The following is a 26,952-nucleotide window of genomic DNA, read 5'->3' as shown; positions in this document are numbered from 1 at the left end:
TCGCCCAGCCCTCACAACCCGCGCTGCATGAACAGGCTGACCGCGATCAGCACGAGGCCGAGCAGCAGCAGCCAGCGCGGCCACAGCGTCGACAGCCAGTCCGCGAACAGCACGTAGAACGCCGCGCCGAGCACCGACGCGAACAGGTTGCCCGTGCCGCCGATCACCGTCATCACGAGGATCATCTCGCTCGTGTGATAGTCGATGTTCGACAGCGGCGCGATGCCCGTCATCAGCGCGTGCAGCGCGCCCGCGAGGCCCGTGACCGCGCCCGAGATCACGAACGCCGCGAGCTTGAAGCGCTTCACGTCGTAGCCGGCCGCCGCCGCGCGCGCCTCGTTGTCGCGAATCGCGAGCAGCGTCCGGCCGAATACCGAGCGCGACACGCGCAGCAGCAGCCAGAACACCGCGACGAACAGCACCGCGACGAAGCCGTAGTAGCGCCACGGTGAATCGAGCGACACGAGCGGATGGCCGAACGCGGACAGCGCCGGACGCGGGATGTCGAGCAACCCGTTGTCGCCGCCCGTCACATCCGGCGTCGTATACGCGAGGAAGTAGAACAGTTGCCCGAACGCGAGCGTCAGCATCACGAAGTACGTACCGCGCTGCCGGATCGAGAACCAGCCGACGAGTGCGGCCGCAATCGCGCCGAGCACCGCGGCCGCGACCAGCGCGGCCGTCACGGACGCGACGCCGCGCGTCAGCACCAGCCCCGCCGTGTAACTGCCGAGCCCGAAGAAGATGCCCTGCCCGAACGACAGCAGCCCCGTGTAGCCGAGCAGCAGGTTGCAGCCGAGCGCGGCGAGCGCGAACACCAGCACTTCGGTCGCGAGCGAGCCCGAACTCAACACGAGCGGCAACACGCACGCGGCCACCACCGCGAGCCAGCCTTCCGGCCGCTGCAGCGCTCCGCGCCACGGCCGCGGGCGTTGCGACGCCGCCGCGCCCGGCGGCAGCGGTTTCGACGATTCGATCATGCGGCCCTCCCCAGCAAACCGTTCGGACGCAGCAGCAGCACGGCGGCCATCGCGACATAGATCATCAGCCGCGCGCCTTCCGGCCACAGCGTGCTCATCAGGCTCTGCACGATGCCGACCAGCAGGCCGCCGACGAGCGCGCCGAGAAAATTCCCCATTCCGCCGACGACCACCACGACGAATGCAACGCCGAGCGCCTCGATCCCCATGAACGGATCGACGCCGCGGATCGGCGCGGCGAGCACGCCGGCCAGCGCGGCCGTCGCCGCGCCGAGCGCGAACACGAGGCTGAACACGCGCGTCACGTTGATGCCGAGCAGCGACACCATCTCCGTCGACTCGCTGCCCGCGCGCACCGTACTGCCGAGCCGCGTGCCGTCGAGCACCCACCACAGCAGCGCGGCGAGCACGGCCGTGAACCCGATCACGAACAGCCGGTACTTCGGATAGACGAAGCCGCCCCAGATCACGACGCCGTTCAGTGCGTCGGGCGGCGGCACGTTGTCGCCGAGCGGCCCCCACGCGAGGATCGCGCACTCCTGCAGCACGAGCGCGAGCCCCACCGTCGCGAGGATGTGGAATTCGTGCTGCTGCGCGTACACGTGGCGCAGCACGAGTTTTTCGACGCCCCACGCGAACGCGCCGACCACGAGCGGCACGATCGCGAGCGCGACCCAGAAATTCGCCGACCATTGCAGCGCCTGGTAGCAGAGATACGCACCGAGCAAATAGAACGCGCCGTGAGCGAAATTCACGAAGCGCAGCAGGCCGAACACGATCGACAGGCCGACGGCGAGCAGGAAATACAGCATGCCCACGCCGATGCCGTTGACGATCTGCAGCAGATAGACGTTCATGGCTTCCGTGTCGGAAAGGAAGGTAACGGACGCCCGCGGCGCGCGATGCGCCGCGAACGCATGCACGGCGTCAAGCGAGCTTGCAGCCCGTCTTGTCGAGCGGCAGGAACGACTGGCCCGAGCTGACGATGTCCGCATAGTCGTCCGCGTTCTTCATCCGGGCCTTCGGCTTGCCTTTCAGCAGGTAGTAGTTCTTCAGCACCTGGTGGTCGCCCTTGCGGATTTCCTCCGGGCCCGTGAGGCCGTCGTACTTCATCCCTTCCATCGCGGCGACGACCTTCTTCGGATCGGCGCTGCCGGCCTTCACCATCGCGTCGATCAGGATCTTCGAGCAGATGTACGAACCCGCGAGGCTGTAGTTCGGGTTCGCCTTGAACGCGGCGTTCGCGCGCTTCACCAGATCGCGGTTCAGCGGCGAATCGATGCCGTGCCAGTACTGCGCGCCGAAATACACGCCATCGCAGATGTCCGGCCCGAGCGCCTCGAACTGTTCGAGGCCCGACGCCCACGCGAGCAGGATCGTGCAGTTGCGCTTCATCCCGAAGCTGACGGCCTGGCGCAGCGTGTCCGACGATTGCGAGCCGAAGTTCAGGATCAGCAGCACGTCGGGCTGCGCGGCGGCCGCGTTCGTCAGGTAGCCGCTGAACTCCTTCTCGGCGAGCGAGTGGTAGCTGTTGCCGACGTGCTCGATGCCCTTTTCCTTGAAGATCGCCTTCGCGGCCGACAGCAGCCCGTCGCCGAACACGTATTGCGGCGTGATCGTGTACCAGCGCTTCGCCTTCGGCAGCATCTGGATCAACGGGCGCACCGTCTGCTCGATCGCGCCGAAGGTCGGCACCGACCAGCGGAAGGTCGCCGCGTTGCAGTCCTTGCCGGTGATCTCGTCCGCGCCGGCCGTCGTGATGAACACGCCGCCCGCCTTCTGGACTTCCTTGCCCATCGCCAGCGATTCGGACGACAGGATGCCGCCCGCGAAGAATCGCACGCCCTTCTGCTGCGCGATCTCCTGCACGCGCCGCACGGCGGTCGCGGGCTTGCCCTCGGTATCGAGCGCCGTATAGGCGAGCGGCGCGCCGAGCACCTTGCCGTATTGCTTGACGACCAGTTGCATGCCGAGATCGGCGTACTTGCCGTTGGCGGCGAACGGGCCGGACATCGGCACCGGGCAGGCGAGCTGGATGGGCGAGCCCTGCGCGAACGCGACACGGGACGACATGCTGCCGAGCGCGCCCGGCACGGCCGACAGCGCGGCCAGTTTCAACAGTTCTCGGCGATTCAAGTTGACGCTCCTCATGATGGGGGACACACGCGATACGACCGACTGCCAAACCGTGCCCACGCCACTCCTGGATGCGCACCGCCGGTTCATTCTATTTATCATGATAAATAGAATGAACCTGATGCTAGAGTTGATCAAAATTGGTGTCAATCAGGCAAAATTCCGTACCCGCGCCGGGACCGATCGTCGACGATGACGCGGCGCGCGGTCAGACAAAGGAGTCGTGAAGATGGTCATGGACCGAGCCAGGGCGGGCCTCGCGGTCGAAATCAAGCAGCCGAAGCGGGCCGACCTCGTCGCCGAGGAGATCAAGCGGCTGATCACCGAGAAGGACCTGAAGCCGGGCGACCGCCTGCCGCGCGAAGCCGAGCTGCAGCAGCTCTATGCGGTGAGCAAGAGCACGATCCGGGAAGCGCTGAAGTCGCTCGAGGTGCAGGGGCTCATCAAGGTCACCACGGGGCCGTCGGGCGGCGGGATGGTCGTCGAGGTGCCGCTCGACCGCACGCTTCAGCTGTTGCAGAACTACCTGTTCTTCAAGGACGTGACGATCGACGACATCTATACGGTGCGCAAGCTGCTCGAACCCGAGCTGGCCGCCGGCGCCGTGCCGCACCTGACGGAGCGCGACTTCGCGGCGCTGGAAGCGAACATCGCGTGCTGCGACGGCGCGTCGGGCGTGCACGATCGCGGCCACATGCTGCGTCAGCGGCAGGAGGACACGACGTTCCACGATATCCTCGCGGCCGCGAATCCGAATCCGTTCCTGCGCTTCAGTTGCGAACTGATCAACGAGATGATCCGGCAGTTGATCGAGTTCCGGAACGATACGCCGCTCGTCGAGCACAAGCGCTTCGGCGAAGCGAACGTGTCGATTCACAAGGCGATCCTGCAGGCCGCGCGCGAGCGCGACGCCGAGCGCGTCCGGGCGCTGATGGTCGAGCACATGACCGAGGCGCCCAAGCATGTGAAGCGGATGAAAGGGAAGCTGCGCGGGCGGTTGATCCTCGATTCCGAGATTCGCCGGCGGGCCGCCGCCGCGCCGGTGGCGGGACCCGATGCGGCCGAGGCGGACGCGGAAGAGCGCTGAGCGGCGGCACCGGCGGCGTGGCGTCGGGGCCGGCCGCTGCGCGGCGACCCCGCGGACTTCTTCCGCGCGCTCAGGCCATCATCGCGCGTCGCCTTCCGTGTACCCGGTCGTGCCCTTCGTTTCCAGATACTCGACGAGGCCGAACTCCGCGTACTCGCGCCCGTTCCCCGAGCGCTTGTAGCCGCCGAACGGCGCGGCCGGGTTCCATGCCGGGTAGTTGATGTGGACGTTGCCGACGCGCAACCGCGCGGCGATCCGGCGCGCGCGCTCGAGATCCTTCGACTGCACGTACGCCGCGAGCCCGTAGACCGAATCGTTCGCGAGCGCGACGGCCTCGTCCTCGGTCCGGTAGGTCATGATCGACAGCACCGGTCCGAAGATTTCCTCCGTGGCGATCGTCATGCCCGGCGTGACGTTCGAAAACACCGTCGGCCGCACGTAGAACCCGTCCGCGAGCCCCTCCGGCCGGCCGGGGCCGCCGGCGACGAGCGTCGCGCCCTCTTCGATCCCGAGCCGGATGAAGTGCCGGATGCGCTCGAACTGCGTGCGGCTGACCACCGGCCCGATGCCGGTTTCCGTCGAACGCGGATCGCCGACGACGGTGCGTTCCGCTTCCCGGCGCGCCGCCTGCTCGGCCCGCGCCAGATGATCGACGTGCACCAGCATGCGCGTCGGCGCGTTGCACGACTGGCCGCTGTTGCTGAAGCAGCTGCGCGCGCCGCGCGTGACGGCATCCTCGATGTCGGCATCGGGCAGGATCAGGTTCGGGCTCTTGCTGCCGAGCTCCTGGTGCACGCGCTTCACGGTATCGGCCGCCGCCTTCGCGACCTCGACGCCCGCGCGCGTCGAGCCCGTGAACGACACCATGTCGACGTCCGGATGCCGCGACAGCGCGTCGCCCACTTCCTGTCCGTAGCCGTGCACGAGGTTGAACACGCCGGCCGGCACACCGGCTTCGTGCAGGATCTCCGCAAACAGGATCGCGCTGAACGGCGCGATCTCGCTCGGCTTGAGCACCATCGTGCAGCCGGCCGCGAGCGCCGGCGCGACCTTGCACACGATCTGGTTGATCGGCCAGTTCCACGGCGTGATCAGCGCGCACACGCCGATCGGCTCGTGCGACACCAGCAGCGAGCCGGTCTGCGTGCTGAAGCGGAACGACTGCAGCGCGCGGATCGTCTGTTCGAGATGCGCGGTGCCGACCGCCGCCTGCATCGCCCGCGCGAACGCGATCGGCGCGCCCATCTCCTGGCTGATCGTCTGCGCGACTTCTTCGTAGCGGCGCTGGTAGATCTCGAGGACGCGCTTCAGCAACGCGACGCGCTCGTCCACCGACCAGCGCGAATACGTGTCGAACGCGTGCTTCGCCGCGCCGACCGCACGGTCGACCTCGGCCGCGTCGCCGATCGCGAGCCGTGCATACGGCCGCGCGGTGGCCGGATCGATCACGTCGATCGATCGCGCCTCGGCCGGATCGCGCCACTGGCCGTCGATATAGGACTGCTGTGAGGTTCGCATCGAATGCTCCTGGAATGACGGATGCCGCGCTCAGCGCGTCGCCCGCGCGTAGGTCTCGACGAGGATGTCGCGGATCTGCGCGACGAACCATGCGATCTCGTCGCGCGACATCACCAGCGGCGGCGAAAACTGCACGATCGGCGTGCCTTCGTGATCCACGCCCGCGCGGCACAGCAGCCCCGCGTCGAAGATCGCCGGCGCGAGCAGCGTCGACACGAACGCCTGCGCGCTGATGCCGGCCGCCCAGCGGCGCGCGACCTTGTCGGTCACGAGTTCGAGCGAATAGTGATAGCCGTCGCCGCGCACGTCGCCGACGCACGGCAGTTCGAGCAGCCCGTCGAGCGTCCGGCGAAACACCGCTTCGTTGTCGCGAACGTTCGCGAGCACCCCTTCGCGCTCCATGATCGCGAGGTTCGCGAGCGCGGCCGTGCACGCGACCGGATGGCCGCCGTAGGTCGCGCCGTGCAGGAACATCTGCTGCGGCCCGTCGAGCACCGTGTCGACGACCGCGTCGCTCGCGATCACGCCGCCGAGCGGCACGTAGCCCGACGCGATGCCCTTCGCGAACGTGATGATGTCCGGCTTCAGCCCGTAGCGCGCCGACCCGAAATACTCGCCGAGCCGGCCGAACCCGCAGATCACCTCGTCGGCCACGAGCAGCACGCCGTGCCGGTCGCAGATGTCGCGCAGCCCGGCCGCGTAGCCGGCCGGCGGCGTCAGGCTGCCGCCCGCGTTCTGCAGCGGCTCGACGACGATCGCGGCGACCGTGTCCGGCCCCTCCTGCACGATCAGCGATTCGATTTCGTCGAGCAGATGGCGCGTGAACTGCGCCTCCGTCTCGCCCGCCGGGCGGCCGTAGCGTTTCGTGTTGCCCACGTGCCGCACGCCCGACATCAGCGGCTCGAAATGCTTGCGGAAGTTCGTCATCCCGTTCAGCGCGAGCGCGCCGAACGACGTGCCGTGATACGCGACGCGCCGCGCGATGAACTTGCGCCGCTGCGGCTCGCCGCGCGACTGGTGATACTGGCGCACCAGCTTGATCGCCGATTCGTTCGACTCCGAGCCGCTCGACGTGAAGAACACGCGGTTCAGGCCCTCGGGCGCGAGCGCCGCGAGCCGGTGCGCGAGCCGGATCGCCGGTTCGTGCCCGTAGCCCCAGTTGGTCGCGAATGGCAGCCGCACCATCTGCTCGCGAATCGCATCGCCGATCTCCGCGCCGTGGCTGTAGCCGACCTGCACGCAGTACAGCCCGGCCAGCCCGTCGAAATAGCGCTTGCCGCTGCGGTCGACGAGCCAGCAGCCTTCGCCGCGGTCGAACACGGTCAGCGCGTTCTCGCGGTATGCATCGGCATGCGTGAAGTGCATCAGCAGATGGCGCTTGCCCAGCGCCTGCAGGTCCGCATCGAGATTGACGTCAACAGCGTGCATGGATCACTCCTCCTTCAGGGTTTCAAAACCGGCATCGCGCAGCCGGTCATTCAATTCATCGACAGCGTCGGCGCCGGCCGCGTGAAACCGCGCGTCAGCCAGACGAGCTGGCAGAGCCCGACCACGAGCCAGCCGATGCCGACGTAGAACGTCTGGCGCGACAGCCCCGACCAGAGCCACACGTTCATCGCGAAGCCGATCGCCGGCATCAGGCCGTATGCAATCCAGCCCGCTGCGTGGCGATGCTCGGGCCGGCTCAGATAGCTGCGCATCACGCACAGGTTCACGATCGCGAACGCGACGAGCGCGCCGAAACTGATCATCGTCGACGCGAGATCGAGCGTGATGAACAGCGCGGACAGCGACACGACGCCGACCGCGAGCGTCGCCCGCACCGGCGTATGCAACCGCGCATGCAGATGGCCGAACACGCATTCGGGCAGCACGCGGTCGCGGCCCATCGCGAACAGCACGCGCGTCACGCTCGCCTGGCCCGCCATCGCGCTCGCGAAGCAGCCGGCCACGTACACCGCGACGAAGAACGCCGACAGCGTGCGGCCGCCGACCCGCCGCATCAGTTCGAGGCTCGCCGAATCGAGATCCTTGAACGCATGCCAGTCGGGAAACACCACTTGACCGACATACGCGATCAGCATGAACAGCAGGCCGCTCGCGAGCGTGCAGAGCAGGATCGCGCGCGGCACCGTGCGCCGCGGCTCGCGCGTTTCCTCCGACAGCGTGGTGACCGCATCGAAGCCGAGGAACGACAGGCACAAAATCGCGGCGCCGGCGAAGATCGCGCGTGCATCGCCGGACGACGGCAACGCGATGGCAATCGACAGCCCTTCGCCCGCCGCGACGTGCGCCGACGCGATCACGAAGACCGCGATGAACACGAGCTGGCTCGCGATCAGGATCAGGTTCACGCGATTGACGAGCCGGATGCCGACGATGTTCAGCCCGGTGATCAGCGCGATGCTGCCGATGATCCACACGCTGGCCGGCACCGTCGGAAAAATCTGTTTCATGTAGATGCCGATCGCGAGATAGCTGATCATCGGAATGAACAGGTAATCCATCAGCAACGCCCAGCCGACCATGAAACCGGCCGACGTGCCGAAGTTGCGGCTCGCGAACGTGTAGGCCGAGCCGGCGCTCGGCATCAGCCGCGCCATGTGGCCGTAGCTGCGCGCGGTAAACAGCATCGCGATCAGCGTGACCGCGTACGCGGCCGTCAGATGCCCGTTCGTCTCGCTCGTGACGAGGCCGTAGGTCGTGAACACCGTCATCGGCAGCATGTACGCGAGGCCGAAGATCACCAGCGTCGAGAGTCCGAGCAGGTGCGGCTTGCGTGCGTCGGTGTCGCCGCGCGGCGCGTACGCCTCGAACTCGTGCATCGCGGCGGCTGATGCGGTTCGACCTGGCCTGTCGTTGTCCATGCTGTCCTCACGTGGGTGGCGTCCATGACTTCAACACGCGTGCGTCCGGCGCTGCCGGCGGGGCACGACTGGAAGAAAGTGTGGTGCGCCAAAAAATCGACGACGAATGAGAAAAGCGGACGTAATCGAGGGATATTTCCGGACACATCGTCGGGCATGGTGCCCTGCCGCCCTGCATGCTGCTGTGCGGCACTGGCGTTTTGCGGACATTCCGGCTATGTTCTGTGCGACCCCGTCACCGCATCGGCACCATGGACAGCCGTTCCCAACGAAACCAGAGCCGGGCCGAACGCAGCCTGCGTTCGGCGCTCGGCCTCGCGCGTCCGGCCGGACGCCAGGAGGATATTCCCGCCACGGTTCACGCGATCGCGGTCGCGCTGGACGAGTGCCGCGTGCGGCGCATCGACGGCGCCGCACTGCTCGAAGGCACGGGGCTCGGCGCGGACGAAGTCGCATCGCCGAACCTGCACGTGAATCGCGGCCAGGAGCAACGTTGCTTTCGCAACCTGCTGCGCTGCAGCGGCGTGCCGTCGATCGGGCTGTCGATCGGCGCGCGGCTGCATGTGTCGACGCTGGGTCTCGCCGGCTACGCGATGCTGATCAGCGGCTCGGTGATGCAGGCGTTCCGCTGCATGGGCCAGTTTCCGCTGTTCATGGGGCTGTATTTCGACGTGCGTATCGACGCGCATGCCGGCGGCATGAGCGTGACCATCGGCCGCTACAACGGCGAGCCCGATCTCGAGGTGTTCCAGGCCGACATGTGCCTGTCGAGCCTGCGCCTGATCGTGTCCGACCTCGTCGGCAAGCCGGTGTGGCCCGAGCAGGTGCAGCTCGCGCGCCGCACGCCGCGCAACGCGGCCGACTACGCGCGCCACTTCGGCTGCCCGGTCGTCTTCAATGCGGCCGACAACCGGCTCGTGTTCACGTCGGTGAACGGCACGGAAGCGCCGCGCCTCGCGAACGAAGTCAGCTTCAATGCGCTGCACGGCCAGTGCGAGGTGCTCGAACGGCAGTGGGCCGCGTCGGTCGGCACGCGCTTCGCCGATCGCGCGAAGGAATTGATGGCGCGCGACCTCGTGCGGTTCAAGTCGATGACGGCGCTCGCCGGCGCGCTGCACCTGACCGAACGCACGCTGCGCCGGCGGCTCGACAAGGACGGCATCACGTTCCAGTCGTTGCTCGACGACGTGCGTCGCGACGAAGCCGTGCGGTTGCTCGACGATCATGCGTTGAGCGTCGCCGCGATCGCCGAGCGGCTCGGTTACAGCGAACCGCGCAGCTTCCGTCACGCGTACCGGCGCTGGACCGGCAAGACGCCGCGCTCGGCGTCGGACACCGACGCGTCACGCGGATGCGTTACCCCTTCGCCCTGACGCGCCGCCGGCTCGCGCACCGGCGCGTCATGTCGACCTGAAGTCGCTTCGCCTGGCTTTCGAGGATCCGGCAGAACGCTTCGGTGAACGCACTACCCGGCCGCAGCGACGGGCGCAGCATCGCGATACGGCGCGGCGGAATCGTGTCGATCGGCACGAACGCGAGGCCGGCCGCATCGATCGACGCGGCGGTCAGGCTGTCGACGATCGCGCGCCGCCCGGCCAGTTGCACCATCCGGCACGCGAGCGCCGAACTCGACACGCGCGCGTGAATCGTGTGCCGGTTCTCGGACGCCGACAGCAGCGCCTCCAGTTCGGGGATGCCTTCCAGCGCATCGACGCTCGTCAGCCCGCCGGCTTCGAGATCGGCGAGCGTCACCGTCTGCTGCACGACCAGCGGATCGTCGGCGCGCATCGCGCAGACGATCGTCGAATCGAGCAGATGCTGTTCGGTGACGTTGCGCATCGCGCGAAACGGCGCGCAGATGCCGAGATCCACTTGCTGGCTCTCGACGAGATCGAGCATCCGCTCCGCGTTCTCGATCGCGACTTCGACGAACACCTTCGGGTACTTCGCCTGGAACACGGTGATCGCTTCCGGCAGCAGCCGTTCGGTGACCGCCGGATACGCGCAGATGCCGAGGCGGCCGAGCGTGCCCGCGCGCAAGCCGTCCGCGAGTTCGTTGAGCGCATGCAGGCTCGCGTTGGTCCGCTCGGTCTGCTCGAACAGCAGGATCGCTTCGGCCGTCGGCAGCAACCGGCCTTTCTCGCGCTTGAACAGCTCGACGCCGAGGCTTTCTTCCAGCACCTTCAACTGCTTCGTGACCGCCGGCTGAGAGATGTGCAGATTGCGCGCCGCCGCCGTCAGCGTCCGGCACCGGACCACCTCGTACAGCAGTTCGACCTGGTGATAGTTCAGCGTTCGCCTTGCCATGTTCCGCCTCCTTTCGACGCCGCGCGATCGCGAGAGCATAACCCACGGTTATAGATCGCGGTCCGACAATGTATTGGCGGAACAGGCCGGAATTCGATGAAATCACGGCTTTGAACACAAAAGCGGCCGCAACGGGCAGGTCAGGGGACACAACGATGCAGACAATGTCGAGCTCACGGGCGCACAAGCCCACCAAATTCCGCTGGTTCATGGTGTTCCTCGCGTTTCTCGCGATCGTCACCAACTACATGGACCGCGCCAACCTGGCGGTCGCGCTGCCGTACATGAATACGGAGCTGCACCTGTCGTCCGCCGAATCGGGCCTGATCCTCGGCGCGTTCTTCTGGACTTATGCGGCCTGCCAGATCCCGGCCGGCATGCTCGTCGACCGGTTCGGCGCGAAACTCGTGTTCGCGGGCGCGGTCGTGTGGTGGTCGGCATTCACGATGGCGACGAGCCTCGCGCGCGGCGGCGCGTCGCTGCTCGGCCTGCGTTTCCTGCTCGGCGTCGGCGAAGCCGGCGCGTTCCCGTCCGCGACGAAATTCGTCGAGCGCTGGTTCCCGCCGACCGAACGCGGCCTCGCGTCCGGCATCTACGATTGCGGCGCGCGCGGCGGCACACTGATCGCGCTGCCGATCTGCACCGCGATCATCACCGCGTACGGCTGGCGCGCGTCGTTCATCTTCACCGGCGCGATCGGCCTCGTGTGGGTCGTCGTCTGGCTGCTGGTCGCGAGCGAGTTTCCGTCGCAGAACCGCTTCGTCAACGCGGCAGAAGCCAAGCACGTCGACCAGGACGCACCCACCGAAAAGCACGCACCGGTCCGCATCAAGTGGGGCCGGCTGTTCACGTCGCGTGTGGTGTGGGCAATGTCGTTCGGCTTCGCCTGCCAGGGCTACGTCGTCTACTTCTTCATCACGTGGTACCCGACCTACCTGGTGAAGGAACGCGGTTTCAGCCTGCTGCAGCTCGGTTTCTACGGCATCCTGCCGGGCCTCGCGGGGCTGATCGGCTCGTGGGTCGGCGGCTGGATCTCCGACCGCATCGCGGCAAGCCACTACGGCCTGAACTTTGCGCGCAAGTTCTGCATCGTCGTCGGGATGGCGCTGAGCGCGACGATCGGTCTGGCGGGGCTCGCGTCGCAGGCTTGGCTCGCGCTGCTGCTCCTGTCGATCGCGTTCTTCGGCGTGTCGGTCGCCACGTCGAGCATTCTCGCGCTGCCGGCCGACGTGTCCGCACGCGGCGAACGCTCGGTGGCCGGCACGGTCGCCGGGTTCCAGAACTGCATCTCCAATCTCGCGGGCATCGCGAGCCCGGCCGTGATCGGCCTGCTGAAGGACGCGACCGGCTCGTTCACACCCGGCCTGATCTCGGCGTCGATCATGGCGATCATCGGATGCCTGATCTACATCTTCATGCTCGGGCCGATCCGCTCCGACGTGCTCGAACACGTGGTCGCCGACTGACGGTCACACGTTCACACACGTTCGGCCCGCTTATTCAACGAGGAAAACATGCTTTGCGATTCACCGAAGGTGCCGTTTCTTGCTCAGGGTTGCGAGCCGGATACGGAGCGAGTCTCCGCCACGTTCGCCGTCCTCGGCGCGCCGTACGGCGTGCCGTACGGCCCGGCGCTGCTGCACTGCGACGCGTCCAACGCGCCCGACAAGGTGCGCGAGCGCAGCTTCCGCTACGGGCGCCAGATCGGACACTATGACTTCGACCTGCAAGGCACGCTGTTCGGCGACACGGGCGCGACCTGCGTCGATTGCGGCAACCTGCCCGGCACGCTGGACGTCGCGCGCAACGCGGCGGCCGTGACGTCCGCCGTCGCGTCGCTGCTCGAGCGCGGCGCGATTCCGGTGGTGCTCGGCGGCGACGATTCGATTCCGGCGCTGTGCGTGCGCGCGTTCGAGGCGTACGGACCGCTGAACGTGCTGCAGTTCGACGCGCATCTCGACTTCCGCGACGAGGTGAACGGCGAACGGCACGGCTATTCGAGCCCGATCCGGCGCATCCGCGAGATGCCGTTCGTCAGGCGGATCGTCCAGGTCGGCCTGCGCGGCAGCGGCAGCGCGCGCCCGAGCGACGTGGAGGACGCGCTGCGCTCGGGCAACGTGCTCGTGCCGGCCGACGTCGTGCACGATGAAGGCATCGAAGCCGTCACGCGGCACCTCGTGGACGACGCGCCGTGGTTCGTGACCGTCGACATCGACGGCCTCGACCCGAGCATCGCGCCGGGCGTGGTCGCGCCGATGCCGGGCGGCCTGACGTTCCACCAGACGCGCGGCGTACTGCGGCACCTGTGCGCGAACACGCGCCTCGCGGGAATCGACGTCGTCGAATATCACCCGGCGCTCGATGTGCGCGAGATGACCGCGCTGACGATCGTGCGGCTGCTGACCAACGTGATCGGCACCACCGCGCGCCGCATCGCGCGGTAACGATTTCATGCGGCGAGACCGCTCGCGCATCGCCCGTCGCCACGCCGGTCTCGTCCACTGATTCGGGCTTCGAATCAATTTTCACGCACCCTGCTCGTGGCCCTCGCACGACCGGCCACGCATCGCCGCGATCGCTCCCCACGGTAGACGCGTTCGATCGATTGTTCTATACTCGCCTCAACTTCATCACAAAACGCATGATCTCGTGCGCAACGTGATGTCATTTCGCACTTCGTTGCGCATGCATCCGTTTCGCCACGTCAAAGGGGCCTCCGGCCCCAGCGGTCGGCGCCAAGCCGCCCGCATCCATGCCGTCTTCACAGGACGGTGCCCTGCTCGAACGCGCCTCGCCGTTACGGCGCCGCCGGGCTGAACCTGACAATCAGACGAACGCGTCGTCGCGTTCAACCGACCGCCAGCCGCACCTCGGTGCAGCCGGCAGCACTGTTTCCGTCAGTTCAATCGCGGCCATGCCGGGATCACGAACTTCCATCGCGACGCCATGCGGCGTCATCGCGGCGTGCGCCTGCGCGCGCCGCACCGAATCGAGGAGGCGTATCTTCATGACTCGACGCACTGTCCAGCTGGTGGGCAGCCTGGTGGCCATCATCGCCGTGGGATGGGCATTGGCGCGCGGCATCGGCGCCGAGACGTTCAAGCAGCGCTCGGACGATCTCGCCTACTACGCGGGCCAGCACATGCTGCTGGTCGTCTATTCGATGACACTGGCCATCGCCGTGGGCGTGCCGGCCGGCGTACTGCTGAGCCGGCCGCGATTCCAGCGCCAGGCCGAGCGCTTCATGCAGGTCTTCAACATCGGCAATACGATCCCGTCGCTCGCGGTGCTCGCCATCGCGCTCGGCATCTTCGGCATCGGCAACGTGCCGGCGATCGTCGCGCTGTTTCTCGCCTCGCTGCTGCCCGTCACGCGTAACGCCTACGAAGGGATGAAGAACGTACCGGCCGCGCTGCGCGAAGCCGCCAAGGGCATCGGCATGACGGGCTGGCAATCGCTGGTTCGCGTGGAATTGCCCAACGCCTTGCCGATCATCGTCGGCGGCGTGCGCACCGCGCTCGCGATCAACGTCGGCACGGCGCCGCTCGCGTACCTGATCGGCGCGGACAGTCTCGGCTCGCTGATCTTCCCCGGCATCTACCTCGACAACCAGCCGCTGCTGCTGCTCGGCGCATCGCTCACCGCGATCCTGGCACTGGTGCTGGACGGCATCGTCGCGGCCGGCAGCCGTCACTGGCTGGCACGCCACGGAGGTGCCGCATGACGCTTCATCGCATCCTTCGATCGTTCGCACGCCTGTGCACCGTCGGCGCGCTGTGCGTCGCCGCGAGCACGCCGGCGTTCGCCGCGAAGCTCGTGCTGGGCGCGAAGAACTTCACCGAGCAGTACGTGCTGGCGGAACTCACGTCGCAATACCTGCGCTCGCGCGGCTACGACGTCGAAGTCCGCGCCGGGCTCGGCAGCACGCTCGCGCGCAGCGCGCTGGAGAACGGCCAGTTCGACCTGATGTGGGACTACACGGGCACGGCGGCGCTCGTCTACAACAAGATCCAGGACAAGCTGTCGCCCGAGGAGATGTACCGGCGCGTCAAGGCGCTCGACGTGCCGCGCGGGCTCGTGTGGCTCGATGCGTCGCCGCTCAACGACACCTACGCGATCGGCCTGCCGAGCGAACTCGCGCAGGCCACCGGCATCCGCACGGTGTCGCAGCTCGCCGAGCACCTGAAGAACGATCCCGCCGCGAAGCATTACGTATTCGGCATGGATGCGGAATTCGCGAATCGCCCCGACGGCCTGAAGCCGCTGCTCGCCGCCTACGGCATGCAGTTCAGCCGCGCGCAACTGAAGCAGATGGATCCGGGGCTCGTCTATACGGCCCTGCACAACAATCAGTTGAAGATCGGCCTCGTCTACACGACCGACGGCCGCGTGAAGGGCTTCGGCATCGTGCCGCTCGAGGACGACAAGCACTTCTTCCCGCCGTACAACGCGACGCCCGTGGTCCGCAAGGGCACGCTTGAAAGCAATCCGAAGCTCGCGACGCAGCTCAACGCGCTGTCGGCCGCGCTCGACAACGACGCGATGCAGGCGATGGCCAAGGCCGTCGATCTCGACGGCAAGTCGCCGCGCGACGTCGCCGATGCGTTCCTGCGCACCCACCCGCTGCCCTGAAGGAGGACCGATGAGCGTATTCGACTATCTCGCTTCGAGCTGGCCCGAGTTGCTGCAGCTCACGCTGCAGCACGTGTGGCTCGTCGCGATCGCCGTAGGTTGCGCGATCGTCGCCGGCGTACCGCTCGGCATCCTGATCAATCGCCACGAATGGCTCGCCGGGCCGCTGCTCGGCATCGCCACGCTCGTGCTCACGCTGCCGTCCATCGCGCTGTTCGGCCTGATGATCCCGTTCTTCTCGCGCTTCGGCCAGGGCATCGGCGCCGCGCCCGCGATCACGGCCGTATTCCTCTACTCGCTGCTGCCGATCATGCGCAATACGTACCTGGCCTTGCACAACGTGGATGCAGGGATCAAGGAAGCCGGCACCGGCATCGGGATGACCTCGTGGCAGCGCCTGCGTCTCGTCGACTTGCCGCTCGCGGTGCCGGTGATTCTCGCGGGCGTGCGCACCGCGGTCGTGATGAACATCGGCGTGATGACGATCGCCGCCGTGATCGGCGCGGGCGGCCTCGGCACGCTGATCCTGCGTGCGATCGGGCAGAGCAGCATGATGAAGCTGCTGGTGGGCGCGGTGCTCGTGAGCCTGCTCGCGATCGTCGCCGACCGGCTGCTGCAGATGCTGCAACGTGCATTGACACCGAAGGGAGTGCAGAAGACATGATCGAACTCGACCAACTGACCAAGACCTTCACGCGCAAGGACGGCCAGGCCGTGCGCGCGGTCGACTCCGTGAGCCTGTCGGTGCCCGAAGGGGAAATCTGCGTGTTCCTCGGCCCGTCGGGCTGCGGCAAGACCACCACGCTGAAGATGATCAACCGGCTCATCGCCGCCACGTCGGGCCGCGTGCTCATCAACGGCGAGGACACGGCACAGCTGAACGAAGTCGACCTGCGGCGCCACATCGGCTACGTGATCCAGCAGATCGGCCTGTTCCCGAACATGACGATCGAGGAAAACATCACCGTCGTGCCGCGCCTGCTCGGCTGGGACAAGAAGCGCTGCGCCGAACGCGCGCGCGACCTGATGTCGATGGTCGCGCTCGATCCGAAGCTGTACCTGAAGCGCTATCCGCGCGAGCTGTCGGGCGGGCAGCAGCAGCGCATCGGCGTGATTCGCGCGCTGGCCGCCGATCCGCCCGTGCTGCTGATGGACGAGCCGTTCGGCGCGGTCGATCCGATCAATCGCGAATCGATCCAGAACGAGTTCTTCCAGATGCAGCGGCAACTGAACAAGACCGTGATCATGGTGAGCCACGACATCGACGAAGCGATCAAGCTCGGCGATCGCATCGCCGTGTTCCGGCGCGGCCAGCTCGTTCAGTACGATCACCCCGACACGCTGCTCGCCCGCCCGCGCGACGAATTCGTCGCGCAGTTCGTCGGCCAGGACAGCACACTCAAGCGCCTGCTGCTCGTGAAGGCCGGCGACGCCGCCACGCAACCCGAAACCGCGCGCGTCGATACGCCGCTCGCACACGCACTGGCGGTGATGGACGAAACCGACTGCCGCTACCTGACCGTGCTCGACGACGCGGGCCGGGCGCTCGGCTACGTGACGCGCCGCGCGGCACGCACCGACGGCGGCGTGTGCGGCGAACGCGTGACGCCGTTCCCGGCCGGCGTCGCGGCGGATGACAACCTGCGCATCGTGCTGTCGAAGATGTACCAGTACAGCGCGTCGTGGATGCCGGTGCTCGACCCCGACGGTGCGTGGCTCGGCGAGATCACGCAGGACTCGATCGCCGCGTACCTCAGCTCGGGCCGCTCGCGCCGGCAAACCGGCCAGCCGCCTGGCAGCCCGGCCGAGACGGTCGTCTCGGTCGCCTCGGTCGCCACGTCCTGAGTCGCGCCCGGGCCGGTGCTTCGTTGCACCGGCTTCGGGAAGTGAATCGACATCGCGCGTTGCAGAAAACAACCAGACGCATCAGCGCAGCGGCGCGCGCGTTTTTCCGTCGACCTTCAATGTGCGCCGATCGCGCGCGACTTCGTATTCGACGGTCTGCGCGGGCGTGACGGCACCATACGATCGGCCGTTCACATAGACGACGCCGTCGCGCAACTCCACCCTGTCGCCGTTGACGGTCGCCGTGGCCCGGTCGCCCTGCAAAACCGCACCCGAACAACCGGCGGTCGAGAAGCTGCGGACCGACGTGCCCGGCATCGCGGCGTTCCCGCCGCGCTGATCCGCCGCATGCGCGGCGCTGCACGGCGCCGCATCCATCACGCCGGCCGCATGGAGCGGCACCGCGCCGAGGCCACTCCCGGCCAGCAACGCGATCGTCATCGGCAACAGCTTGTTCATGGTGATCTCCGTGGTCCGCGGTCGTCGATCGAGGGTCGGCCGATGCCCCTGCTCGCAGCTCTGCCAACGCCGCCCAGTATGCAGCCACTTCGCCGCGCCCGGCCATCCGCTTCAGTACCCGTCGCGGTGGCGGCCGCACGGATGCGCCGCCCCGAAGCAATCGATTACGTGAAAATCCGCCTTGATCAAGTTGCGACCCGCAACTATTATCGATTGCGATACGCAACCTTTCAGGGGCAGACCATGGACCTCATCGACGCGCCGGCCAAGCCGCGCGACGCGACCATCCTCGAATTGCGCGACTTCTCGCGCAAACTGGTACGCGAGCTCGGCTTCATGCGCGCGACGCTGGCCGACAGCGACTGGGCGCCGTCGGCCGTGCACGCGATCCTTGAGATCGGGATGGCGCCCGGCATCAACGCGAAGGATCTGGGCGCCATCCTGCGGCTCGACAAATCGAACACGAGCCGGCAACTCGCGCGGCTCGAAGCCGCCGGTATCGTGGAGCGGCGCGTGTCGAGCGAAGACGCGCGGGCGATCGAGCTGTACCTGACCGCCGAAGGCAAAAAGCTCCGAAAAAGAATCGATACGTTCGCGACCGATCAGGTGTCGAACGCGCTGCGCCGGATGATTCCGGCCGACCAGCAAGCGCTGCTGCGTTCGCTCGCGCTGTATGCCGATGCGCTCGCCCAGGACAACGCGGCCCGCGCGCCCGTCGCACCCACCGATGCGCCGTCGATTCGCGAAGGCTATCAGCTGGGCTGCATCGGCGACATCGCGAGCCTGCATGCGCGCTTCTATGCGGAACACTGGGGTTTCGGCGCCTTCTTCGAACAGCGGGTGGCGACCGAGCTGGCCGCCTTCGCGGGCACGCTGCCGGCCGACGGCAAGGCGCTGTGGCTGTGCCAGGAAGACGGCCGGACACTCGCGTCGCTCGCGATCGACGGCGACCCGGCGACGGGCGTCGCGCACTTGCGCTGGTTCATCGTCAACGACGCGTTGCGCGGCTCGGGCGTCGGGCGTCAGTTGATGACGCTGGCGATGCGTTTCGTCGACGAACACCGGTTTCGCGAAACCTACCTGTGGACCTTCAAGGGGCTCGATGCGGCGCGCCATCTGTACGAGTCGTTCGGCTTTGCGCTGACGAACGAGTCGGCAGGCACGCACTGGGGAACCGAGGTCGTCGAGCAGCGCTTCAGCCGGCCCGGGCCGTCCGGCGATTGATATCGGCGGACAGCTTCGCCGTGCGTGGGGGGCAGCAGCCCGGCGTTAGCTATCGCACGCCGCCCGATGCACGACGCGCGCGAAATCCGGATAATGTCTGCCCCGAACATTCGCCCGACAATGGATCCGCTCATGACTCCAGGTGTCCTCGTGACCGGCCGCACGCTGGATCGCGCCGAATTGATGCAGCTCATCGAAGGCTCACCTGCGCCCCTCCAGCTGGAGGATTGCGACCTCGAAAGCGCCGATCTGTCGCGCCTGGATCTGCGCGGCGCGCGATTCGAGCGCTGCGCGCTCGCGGAAGCGTCGTTCGTCGGCGCCACGCTCGCACACACCACGTGGATTCGCTGCCGGGCCCGCCAAACCGACTTTGCGTCGTCGGATCTCGAGGACGCCGCGTTCCGGTCGTGCGACCTCAACAATACGAGCTGGCGGCGCAGCAAGCTCGGATCGGTCCGCTTCAACGAATGCCGGCTGACCGGTGCCGATTTTGAGGAATGCAAATCGCTTGGGCTCGAATTCGCCAGCACGCTGCTGGTCGGTGCGAGCCTGCGGCGCTTTTCGTTCCGTAAAACCCGGCTCGTGGCGCTCGATTTCTCGGACGCCGATCTCGCCGGCGCGGACTTCCGCGATGCCGTGTTCGAAGGCGGCAGCCTGCGCAACGCACATCTGAACGACGCCCGCTTCGAGGGTGCCGACCTGCGCGACGTGGATCTGGGCGGCACGCCCAGGCTGCTCGCGTCCGGCGTGCTGCGCGGCGCGACCGTCTCCTACGATCAGGCGGCCATGCTGATCGAGAACTTCGGGATTCGGGTCGCATAACGCGCCGCCACAACCGCGCCGGCTTCGTCGTCGCGAGACGGCGCGGGTCATCCCGCCGTCTAATATTCTCATCACTTCGACCGCATTCCGGCCGCCGCCAGTACGCTCGCAAGCGCGACATGCACGCTGCCGCACCGCGTCGCCACCCTGCCCATCACTAGGGAAAATCCGGAGACATCCTTACAGCGATTTATCCGATGATTCACGGGAGCGTCATATTTCGGCGATTTCGCTGAATGCCAAGCTTTCAGTCCGCGCCATGCAGCCGATGCCGCCCCGCGGCAATCGCGATGACCGCAGCCTGAAACGGTAGCCGTTGGCGAAGCGTCGGGTGTTCAATACTTTCAACAACCCGGTCGAGAGTAATCGTGAGAATCCGTGGCCCGCTGGTGCGATGGAGACGAGGCGATGCGCGAAACCTGCGCGCCGCGCCGCCGTCCCTCGACGACCGTGACGGCTGGCGAAGTCCTCGCCTGTCTCTGTCGATCTACACCATCCTGTCCCGCCGTTCCGTTCGCCGTCACAACGCCGTCGCCGCCCGTGCGTCCGTCGCGATCCATACCGACGACGTGGCGTCGCTGCTGCCTTAGCGCGCCTTTCCCCTTCTTCGTTCCGTTCGACCTGCGCATCGTGTCGCCTGAGCGGCGACGGGATCGGCTCGCGCCGCGTTTGGCCGCAAGCCCCGCGCGACATCGAACGCACTCCTGATTGCATTGCACTGCCCGTGCTCGTCGACAGCACGGATCACGCACGCCTGTTCCATCCGATGAACCGTCGCGCGATGGCCCGCACACCGGGCTCGACGCGCTCCGCCAGGAAAGACTTCGTCATGCGAATCCGCCCGCTCCACCGTACCCTTTCAGCCGCCGCCATCCTGTCGATCGCCGCCGCCGGCACTGCCGCCCACGCAGCCGGCGAACTGAACATCTACAACTGGTCCGACTACATCGCGCCGGACACGATCCCGAACTTCCAGAAACAGACCGGCCTTCACGTTCGCTACGACAACTACGACAGCGACGACACGCTGCAGGCGAAGCTGCTGTCCGGCAACTCCGGCTACGACATCGTCGTGCCGACGTCGAACTACATGGCCAAGCAGATTCAGGCGAGCGTCTACCAGCCGCTCGACAAATCGAAGCTGCCGAACCTGTCGAATCTCGACCCGCTGCTGATGAAGATGGTCGCCGACGCCGACCCGGGCAACCAGTACGGCGTGCCGTGGGCCTACGGCACCGACGGCATCGGCTACAACGTGCGGGCCGTGAAGAAGGCGCTCGGCGACAAGGCGCCGGTCGACAGTTGGGCGCTGGTGTTCGATCCGGCCAACATGGCGAAGCTGAAGGGGTGCGGCGTGTCGTTCCTCGACCAGGCCGTCGACGTGTTCGCCGCGACGCTGCAGTACATGGGCAAGGACCCGAACAGCACGAACCCGGCCGACTACCGCGCCGCCTACGACGTGCTGAAGAAGGTGCGCCCGTACATCACGCAGTTCAACTCGTCGGGCTACATCAACGATCTCGCGAACAACGACCTGTGCGTGTCGTTCGGCTACTCGGGCGACGTCGGCATCGCGCACCGCCGCGCGGCCGAAGCGAAACGCCCGTACGAGATCCGCTTCGCGAATCCGAAGGAAGGCGGCCTGCTGTGGTTCGACATGATGGTGATCCCGAAGGACGCGCCGAACCGCGATGCCGCGCTGAAGTGGATCAACTACCTGCAGGACCCGAAGGTCAATGCGGGCATCACCAACGCGGTGTTCTACCCGACCGCGAACAAGGCCGCGCGTCAGTACGTGAAGCCCGCGATCGCGCGCGATCCGTCGGTGTATCCGTCCGACGAGGTATTGAGCAGGATGACGTTGCTCAAGCCGATGCCGCCCGAGATTCGCCGGCTGCAGAACCGGTTGTGGGCGCAGTTGAAAACGGGGCGGTGAGCGCGGGGCGACGCGCTTGAACCCTGCCTGCGGCGGCGCGAGCCGCAGGCACGCCATCGAACGTCGAGCGACCTACCGCAACGCCTGCCCCCGCTCCGCCGCAAACGCATCGCCAACGAACCGGATCACGTCGTCGAGCGACGACGTGCACACCGCGTCCGCGGCAAGCGACCGAAACGCACCGTCCGGCCCGAAGCAGACGAGCGGCTTGCGCCAGCGCTGCGCGAGCGCGATCTCTTCCGCCGTCCCGTGCCCGCCCGGCAGGGCCACGATCAGGTCGCTGCTCAGCACGTTCACGTAGTTGCGGTTAATCGTGTCCGGAGCCGCGCCCGGCTCGCGGCGCGGCAGCGGCGTGAGGACCGGAATGTCGACGAACGGATGCGGATAGCCGTCGAGCGGCACGAAGCCCGCGACCGGATCGGCCTGCGTCGGCACGATGCCGATCGATCGTCCGGCTCGACCGGGCACGCCGGCGAACGCGCGCGCGACCGCCAGCATCACGCCCTGCCCGCCGCCCGTCAGCAGATTGAACCCGGCCTGCGCGAGCCACGCGCCGAGCGGTTCCGAAAATGCGGCCCACGGCTCCTTGCCCGAGCCCATCACGCCAATCGTCCTGGTTTTCCGTTGCATCGTGGTTTCCGGTGAAATCGTGGCGGCGCGTACGCGCGCCGCGCTCATTCGAGCTCGACGCCCTTGAGCTCGGGGATCAGGAACAGCGTCGCGATCATGTCGAGCACGTACAGGCCGGCGAGCAGCGCGATGGCCGTCTGGAACCCGTAGTGCGCGGCGAGCGCGCCGACCGCGACCGGGCCGAAGCCGCCGACCGCGCGGCCGATGTTCCACAGCACGTTCTGCGCGGTCGCGCGTGCGGCCGTCGGATAGCCTTCCGACATCAGCGTCCCGTAGCCGCCGACCATCCCGTTGACGAACATCCCCATCAGCGCGCCGGCCCACAGCATCGTCGTCGGGTCCGACAGCCGCGCATACGCGATGACCGTCACGACCGAGCCGAGCTGATACAGCAGGAACGTCGGCTTGCGGCCGATGCGATCGGCCAGTTGGCCGAACACCCAGACACCGATCATCATCCCGACGACGGTCGCCGCCGTCCACAGCCCCGATTTCGTCAACGAGAAGCCCATCTGCTTCGACAGGAAGGTCGGCAGCCAGATCATGATCCCGTAGTAGCCGAAATTCTGGACCGAACACAGGATCACGATGCCGAGGCTCGTGCGCGCGGTGCGGCCGTCGGCGACGAGCATGCGGAACGCGTTGGACGTGTGCTGCGTCGCGCGCTGCACGAACGCTTCCGGCTCGTGCAGCTTGTTGCGCATCACCCACGCGAGCAGCGCGGGCAGCACGCCGACCACGAACATGCCGCGCCAGCCGATATGGAGTAGCAGAAACGGCGTCAGCAGCGCGGCCAACAGCACGCCGGCCTGCCAGCCGAGCGCGACGTAGCACGACACGCGGGCGCGCTTGGCTGCAGGCCACGCTTCGGCCGCGAGGGCCATGCCGATCCCAAATTCGCCGCCGAGGCCGATGCCCGCGATGGTGCGATAGACGAGCAGATCCTCGAAGCCGCGCGCGAATGCGCACAGGCCCGTGAAGATCGCGAACAGCAGGATCGTCCAGGTCAGCACGCGCACGCGCCCGTAGCGATCGCTCAGCGCGCCGAACACGATGCCGCCCGCAACCGCGCCGATCAATGTCCACGTGACCAGCGCGCCGCCCTGTCCGGGCGTCAGGTGCAGCGCCGCCGTGATCGCCGGCAGCATGAAGCCGAGGATCAGCAGGTCGAAGCCGTCCATCGCGTAGCCGATCGCCGATCCGGCCAGCGCTTTCCACGCGTACGCGCCGACCTGCTCCACGCGCGGGGCCGACGGGCCGCCGAGCGTCGAAGATTTCATGTTTGCTGCCATGGTGTCCTGCCACGAATGTCCGGCGACATTCTAAGGCCTGTGCCGGCGAACGACGGCGGCGGACGCGCGTCGCGCCCGCGCTGGCCGGACGGCGCGCGGGCAACGGAGGCAACGAGCGGGAAAAGGAAAAGAAAAGGGAAAACGTCGATCCGGTGTCGGCGGCGAGGCCGGCGATGTCGCGATCAGGCCGGACACCGAATGAAAGACGGCGGGCGGGCGGCGGATTGCCGGCCGGCCCGCCTGCGCGAACCGGACGGCGCCCGGTCGCCTTGCGGCGCGCCGGGATTCAGCCCTGATCGTCCCCGGGCCACCAGGTCTTGGCCTCGCGATCGACCGCCAGCGTTTCGAGATCCTTGCCTTCGAGCCATTTCGGCCGCGGGCCGCGCCCCGACCACGAGCGGCCGGTCGACGGATCGTAGTACTTGGCAGGCGCCTTGCGCTTGCGCTGGACGATGTAGCCGAGCGCGCTCAGCACTTCCTGCTGCGAAATTCCCAAAAGCTCGACCTGTTCCTTGAAGGCCGCGAGCGCGGCTTGCTTCTCCTTCTGCTTCGCCTCTGACAGCTTGATGTTCAGGTCCCGAAGTTGTGCTTCGAGTTCCTGCAGGGCCTGGGTCATGTATTCATCCTCTTTGGGCATGTTTTTGCAAAAAGCTCCGATGGCCGAACCTACCACGAAGTTCCGCCGATCGGGGCTGTCAAATAGGTGAATCGTCCACCTGAGCCGGCATGATTTGCGCGATGCGCACTAAACGACGTCGTGCGTCACTGGCAGCTTGAACCAAGCCGGCAACGGGCGGCACGCCGCGTACGCATGCATGAAGCGAACGGCGGCGGCAAGTGATTCGCCGCCCCTGGCACGGGCGCGGCATGGCGCGAATGATAGCAGTGCGCGGCGTCGTGTTGCAGAAGTCTGCCGACCGGCGTCGACGCGGGCCGACGGGTCAGCGGCCCGCGCCGCCGGCGTCCCACACGATCCGGTCGAACAGCGCGCGCAGCTTCGCGCCGCGCGCCGCATTCAGCGCCGTCGCATGCGCGACGCGCCCGGCCAGATGCGCACGGAAATCCGGATGCGCATCGCGATTCTGCGACGCCGGGCCGCGCCGGATGCAGTTGGTCAGGATCGCTTTCAGTCGATCGAATGCGTCGCGCGACAGGTTCGGATGCCGGTTGACGACCACGCCGGCCAGTTGCTGCCGCGTGCCCCGCCGCATCACGCGGGTCTTGCGCAATTGCAGCGCGAACCCTTCCTCGAGCGCGATCGCGGCGACCCGGACTTGCAGCCGCGCGACGTCGCGCGCGAGCGCGCCGCCGCCGGAAAACGCGAAATCGTCCGCATAGCGCGTATAGGTCGCATCGACCGAACGCGCGAGCGCGGCGAGCCGCAGGTCGAGCCGGAACGCGCACAGGTTCGCGAGCGCCGGCGACGTCGGCGCGCCCTGCGGCAGATGCCGTTCGCGATAGCGCTGACGGCCGATCCAGTCGAACCGGTCGCGCAGGTCCGGCGCGAGCAGCCGCGCCGACGGCACGCGATTGGTGCAGAGCCCGGTGAGGATCCGCGCGACTTCGGCCGGATAGCCGAGCGTCGCGAACAGCGCATGGACGCGCGCGGCGCGCACCGACACGAAGAAGTCCGCGAGATCGAAACGCACGACGACATCGCGATCCGCATGCGGCGTCGCGAACGACACGATCCCGTGCCCCTTGCGAAAACCGTGGACCGCGCCATGCGGCGCAATGCGATCAAGCAGCCCGTGCAGGATGCGGCGCTGCGCTTCGCGCAGCCGCCCCTTCGGGATTTCGACGAGGCGGCACCCGCCGCTGCGCTTGTCGACCGCGACGTATGTGTAGTGATGCAGCGGCGTGGCGCCGCTGCGCGCGTCGACGCGCCAGTGGTCGGACAGCCAGTCGAGTTCCGGCGCGCTCACCCCGAGCCAGCCGGCGAGATCGCCGGGCGTCGGCCATTGCGGCACATCGCAGCCCGCGAGCGGCGCCGGCAACGGTCGCTGGACCAGCGGCCGCCGCACGATTCGGATCACCAGCGGCCGACGCTCGCCATACCATGCGCGCACGAACGCGGGCGCCTCGGCCAGGAGCGCCGCGAGCGCGTCGGTGTCGGTATCGGCCCAGTTCGCGCCGAAGCGGGCGAGCGCGGTGCCCGCGCATTCGGGCGTCCACGGCTGTGCCTCGCCGAGCACGGCGGCCATCCGCGCGACGACGCCGTCGCGTTCGGGCGGACCGGCGAGCATCGCCTCGGCAATCGTGCGGGTGGTATCGCGCAGGGATGAGTGCATGGGAAAAGGAAGGCGGGACGATGAGCCAACGTGGCTGGTGCTGCGAGAGCGGTCGTTGCGCAACGCGCAACTTGCGCACTTGCGACGCATCGGCGTATCGATCTGATCCACGGGGTAGCCCCGTAGTCCTGGAACATCGGCTGCCTGTTCCGGGCGTGTGCTTGACCCACCGCCCCGCGTCGCGACTTTAATGGGCGGCGACGCCAGGTGTCAAATCGAGCCGGACGATGCGCGCTGCGCGGCGGCGGCGCGCTTATGCGCGCCGGGCGAACAGTTCGCTGAACGCGATCGGCGCCACGCCGATGCCGGCCATGCCGTTCAGTATCGTCGCCCAGCTCGCGTCGGCCACGCTGACGGGAAACGACCGCACGCGATGGGCGAGCAGCCAGAAGGTGCGCGTCATGCCGTCGCTCATCGCGACCTCGTAGCCGCTTGCCGCCGCCCAGTAGCCGACCGACGGCAGCGTCACAGGTGCGTCGCGGCCGCCCCTGAACGCGGTGGCCGCTACCGCGAACTTGCTGTCGAGCGACATGGCCCGGCGCGGTACGCAATCCTGCGAATTCTGTTTCGGGAACGTGGGGCTCGTCTCGAGCCAGCGGCGATAGAACGTCTCCGCGTCGATATGGACGACAAACCGCTCGGGTCCACCCGGCTCGGCCTTCAGATAGCAGTCCGCCTGATTCGGCACGGGGACGCGCCACGTCGCGCGCTTCGCGCTCAGCTCGACCAGTTCGCACGCCATCGACGGGCGCTGGGTGGGTGAAGCGGCTCCGGATTCGCGCAGGTCCTGTGCACGAAGGATGCCGTTACGAAGACGTGTCAGCATGGGCCCACTCTTTCTCTCGATTTTTTCGAATGAGTCCGGGCCCGTGGCGTGCTCCGCGCGGGTGCCGCGATGCGGTCGCCCGGTTCCCCGACGCTCCCGA

Annotated in this window: 26 protein-coding genes; 12 read left to right on the top strand and 14 right to left on the bottom strand. The window is 67.5% G+C overall.

Going from position 1 to position 26,952, the window contains the following annotated elements; genetic code table 11:
• Window positions 1-11: 11 nt before the first annotated feature.
• The 3 genes from H0X91_RS00795 to H0X91_RS00785 all read right to left on the bottom strand — a co-directional run bounded on the left by H0X91_RS00795 (window position 12) and on the right by H0X91_RS00785 (window position 3,116).
• Window positions 12-980, bottom strand: a complete 969-nt coding sequence (locus H0X91_RS00795) for a branched-chain amino acid ABC transporter permease (RefSeq protein ID WP_230877860.1) — start codon at window positions 978-980, stop codon at window positions 12-14.
• Window positions 977-1,837 (bottom strand): branched-chain amino acid ABC transporter permease, encoded by an 861-nt coding sequence (locus tag H0X91_RS00790; RefSeq protein WP_006497936.1) that lies wholly within the window; start codon window positions 1,835-1,837, stop codon window positions 977-979. Before H0X91_RS00790 ends, H0X91_RS00795 begins: the two co-directional genes overlap by 4 nt.
• Before the next feature lie 70 nt (window positions 1,838-1,907).
• Window positions 1,908-3,116 carry an ABC transporter substrate-binding protein gene (locus tag H0X91_RS00785; RefSeq protein ID WP_006485185.1) on the bottom strand — a complete coding sequence of 403 codons (1,209 nt, stop codon included), beginning with the start codon at window positions 3,114-3,116 and terminating at the stop codon, window positions 1,908-1,910.
• A 229-nt stretch (window positions 3,117-3,345) separates the two neighbouring features.
• Between H0X91_RS00785 and H0X91_RS00780 the strand changes: the two genes are divergently transcribed.
• On the top strand, window positions 3,346-4,203 hold the full coding sequence (locus tag H0X91_RS00780; RefSeq protein ID WP_006497935.1) for a FadR/GntR family transcriptional regulator: 858 nt from the start codon (window positions 3,346-3,348) through the stop codon (window positions 4,201-4,203).
• 78 nt (window positions 4,204-4,281) lie between these two features.
• Here H0X91_RS00780 and H0X91_RS00775 read toward each other — a convergent pair whose 3' ends face one another.
• Genes H0X91_RS00775 through H0X91_RS00765 form a run of 3 tightly spaced genes read right to left on the bottom strand, consistent with a single transcriptional unit; the run spans window position 4,282 to window position 8,546 of the window.
• Entirely contained in the window at window positions 4,282-5,721 is a 1,440-nt protein-coding gene (locus tag H0X91_RS00775) for an aldehyde dehydrogenase family protein (RefSeq protein ID WP_077190564.1), read from the bottom strand.
• A 30-nt stretch (window positions 5,722-5,751) separates the two neighbouring features.
• Window positions 5,752-7,149: an aspartate aminotransferase family protein gene (locus H0X91_RS00770; RefSeq protein ID WP_006484830.1), complete on the bottom strand. Its 1,398-nt coding sequence runs from the start codon at window positions 7,147-7,149 to the stop codon at window positions 5,752-5,754.
• A gap of 50 nt (window positions 7,150-7,199) precedes the next feature.
• On the bottom strand, window positions 7,200-8,546 hold the full coding sequence (locus tag H0X91_RS00765) for an APC family permease (RefSeq protein WP_059721459.1): 1,347 nt from the start codon (window positions 8,544-8,546) through the stop codon (window positions 7,200-7,202).
• 293 nt (window positions 8,547-8,839) lie between these two features.
• On the opposite strand from H0X91_RS00765, the gene H0X91_RS00760 reads away from it, so the two are divergent.
• Window positions 8,840-9,961, top strand: coding sequence for an AraC family transcriptional regulator (locus H0X91_RS00760; protein ID WP_196432709.1), 1,122 nt, complete (start codon window positions 8,840-8,842; stop codon window positions 9,959-9,961).
• Here the strand turns inward: H0X91_RS00760 and H0X91_RS00755 are convergent.
• Window positions 9,945-10,895, bottom strand: a complete 951-nt coding sequence (locus H0X91_RS00755) for a LysR family transcriptional regulator (protein WP_196432708.1) — start codon at window positions 10,893-10,895, stop codon at window positions 9,945-9,947. The two genes, H0X91_RS00760 and H0X91_RS00755, sit on opposite strands and share 17 nt — an antisense overlap.
• Window positions 10,896-11,059: 164 nt before the next feature.
• Between H0X91_RS00755 and H0X91_RS00750 the strand changes: the two genes are divergently transcribed.
• Both H0X91_RS00750 and H0X91_RS00745 read left to right on the top strand, forming a co-directional pair.
• Window positions 11,060-12,361: an MFS transporter gene (locus tag H0X91_RS00750; protein WP_196432707.1), complete on the top strand. Its 1,302-nt coding sequence runs from the start codon at window positions 11,060-11,062 to the stop codon at window positions 12,359-12,361.
• A 48-nt stretch (window positions 12,362-12,409) separates the two neighbouring features.
• Window positions 12,410-13,339, top strand: coding sequence for an agmatinase (locus H0X91_RS00745; RefSeq protein WP_006497931.1), 930 nt, complete (start codon window positions 12,410-12,412; stop codon window positions 13,337-13,339).
• A 382-nt stretch (window positions 13,340-13,721) separates the two neighbouring features.
• Here the strand turns inward: H0X91_RS00745 and H0X91_RS00740 are convergent, their stop codons facing one another.
• Entirely contained in the window at window positions 13,722-13,904 is a 183-nt protein-coding gene (locus H0X91_RS00740; RefSeq protein WP_006484836.1) for a hypothetical protein, read from the bottom strand.
• Between H0X91_RS00740 and H0X91_RS00735 the strand changes: the two genes are divergently transcribed.
• Genes H0X91_RS00735 through H0X91_RS00720 form a run of 4 tightly spaced genes read left to right on the top strand, consistent with a single transcriptional unit; the run spans window position 13,903 to window position 17,372 of the window.
• On the top strand, window positions 13,903-14,619 hold the full coding sequence (locus H0X91_RS00735) for an ABC transporter permease (protein ID WP_006484827.1): 717 nt from the start codon (window positions 13,903-13,905) through the stop codon (window positions 14,617-14,619). The two genes, H0X91_RS00740 and H0X91_RS00735, sit on opposite strands and share 2 nt — an antisense overlap.
• Window positions 14,616-15,527 carry a glycine betaine ABC transporter substrate-binding protein gene (locus tag H0X91_RS00730; protein ID WP_006484838.1) on the top strand — a complete coding sequence of 304 codons (912 nt, stop codon included), beginning with the start codon at window positions 14,616-14,618 and terminating at the stop codon, window positions 15,525-15,527. The genes H0X91_RS00735 and H0X91_RS00730 overlap by 4 nt, the downstream gene beginning before the upstream one ends.
• A gap of 10 nt (window positions 15,528-15,537) precedes the next feature.
• A complete protein-coding gene (locus tag H0X91_RS00725) occupies window positions 15,538-16,191 on the top strand; it encodes an ABC transporter permease (protein ID WP_059721462.1) in 654 nt (217 codons plus the stop codon).
• Window positions 16,188-17,372, top strand: a complete 1,185-nt coding sequence (locus H0X91_RS00720) for an ABC transporter ATP-binding protein (protein WP_058903826.1) — start codon at window positions 16,188-16,190, stop codon at window positions 17,370-17,372. The genes H0X91_RS00725 and H0X91_RS00720 overlap by 4 nt, the downstream gene beginning before the upstream one ends.
• Window positions 17,373-17,453: 81 nt before the next feature.
• Here H0X91_RS00720 and H0X91_RS00715 read toward each other — a convergent pair whose 3' ends face one another.
• Window positions 17,454-17,831, bottom strand: coding sequence for a hypothetical protein (locus tag H0X91_RS00715; RefSeq protein WP_006484823.1), 378 nt, complete (start codon window positions 17,829-17,831; stop codon window positions 17,454-17,456).
• A gap of 243 nt (window positions 17,832-18,074) precedes the next feature.
• Between H0X91_RS00715 and H0X91_RS00710 the strand changes: the two genes are divergently transcribed.
• The 4 genes from H0X91_RS00710 (at window position 18,075) to H0X91_RS00700 (ending at window position 21,813) form a co-directional block, all read left to right on the top strand.
• The gene (locus tag H0X91_RS00710; RefSeq protein WP_062911523.1) at window positions 18,075-19,055 is read left to right on the top strand and encodes a bifunctional helix-turn-helix transcriptional regulator/GNAT family N-acetyltransferase; all 981 of its coding nucleotides are present in this window, start codon (window positions 18,075-18,077) and stop codon (window positions 19,053-19,055) included.
• Between the two features lie 120 nt (window positions 19,056-19,175).
• The gene (locus H0X91_RS00705) at window positions 19,176-19,877 is read left to right on the top strand and encodes a pentapeptide repeat-containing protein (RefSeq protein ID WP_080322372.1); all 702 of its coding nucleotides are present in this window, start codon (window positions 19,176-19,178) and stop codon (window positions 19,875-19,877) included.
• 368 nt (window positions 19,878-20,245) lie between these two features.
• Entirely contained in the window at window positions 20,246-20,467 is a 222-nt protein-coding gene (locus tag H0X91_RS34900; RefSeq protein WP_077057161.1) for a hypothetical protein, read from the top strand.
• A gap of 239 nt (window positions 20,468-20,706) precedes the next feature.
• Window positions 20,707-21,813, top strand: coding sequence for a polyamine ABC transporter substrate-binding protein (locus tag H0X91_RS00700; RefSeq protein ID WP_124633449.1), 1,107 nt, complete (start codon window positions 20,707-20,709; stop codon window positions 21,811-21,813).
• A gap of 72 nt (window positions 21,814-21,885) precedes the next feature.
• On the opposite strand, the gene H0X91_RS00695 is transcribed toward H0X91_RS00700, so the two are convergent.
• From H0X91_RS00695 to H0X91_RS00675, 5 genes are all read right to left on the bottom strand, one after another.
• The gene (locus H0X91_RS00695; RefSeq protein ID WP_034203912.1) at window positions 21,886-22,491 is read right to left on the bottom strand and encodes a DNA-binding protein; all 606 of its coding nucleotides are present in this window, start codon (window positions 22,489-22,491) and stop codon (window positions 21,886-21,888) included.
• Window positions 22,488-23,735 carry an MFS transporter gene (locus H0X91_RS00690; RefSeq protein ID WP_062911524.1) on the bottom strand — a complete coding sequence of 416 codons (1,248 nt, stop codon included), beginning with the start codon at window positions 23,733-23,735 and terminating at the stop codon, window positions 22,488-22,490. The genes H0X91_RS00695 and H0X91_RS00690 overlap by 4 nt, the downstream gene beginning before the upstream one ends.
• 286 nt (window positions 23,736-24,021) lie before the next feature.
• Window positions 24,022-24,351 (bottom strand): H-NS histone family protein, encoded by a 330-nt coding sequence (locus tag H0X91_RS00685; RefSeq protein WP_011549287.1) that lies wholly within the window; start codon window positions 24,349-24,351, stop codon window positions 24,022-24,024.
• A 325-nt stretch (window positions 24,352-24,676) separates the two neighbouring features.
• Window positions 24,677-26,026 (bottom strand): reverse transcriptase family protein, encoded by a 1,350-nt coding sequence (locus tag H0X91_RS00680; RefSeq protein WP_196432706.1) that lies wholly within the window; start codon window positions 26,024-26,026, stop codon window positions 24,677-24,679.
• A gap of 253 nt (window positions 26,027-26,279) precedes the next feature.
• Window positions 26,280-26,852, bottom strand: coding sequence for a plasmid fertility inhibition factor family protein (locus tag H0X91_RS00675; protein WP_034203909.1), 573 nt, complete (start codon window positions 26,850-26,852; stop codon window positions 26,280-26,282).
• Window positions 26,853-26,952: the final 100 nt, after the last annotated feature.

It is taken from the genome of Burkholderia sp. 9777_1386, assembly GCF_015712265.1.
Classification (GTDB): Bacteria; Pseudomonadota; Gammaproteobacteria; order Burkholderiales; family Burkholderiaceae; genus Burkholderia; species Burkholderia cenocepacia.
This window is presented reverse-complemented; position numbering and strand designations above follow the sequence as displayed.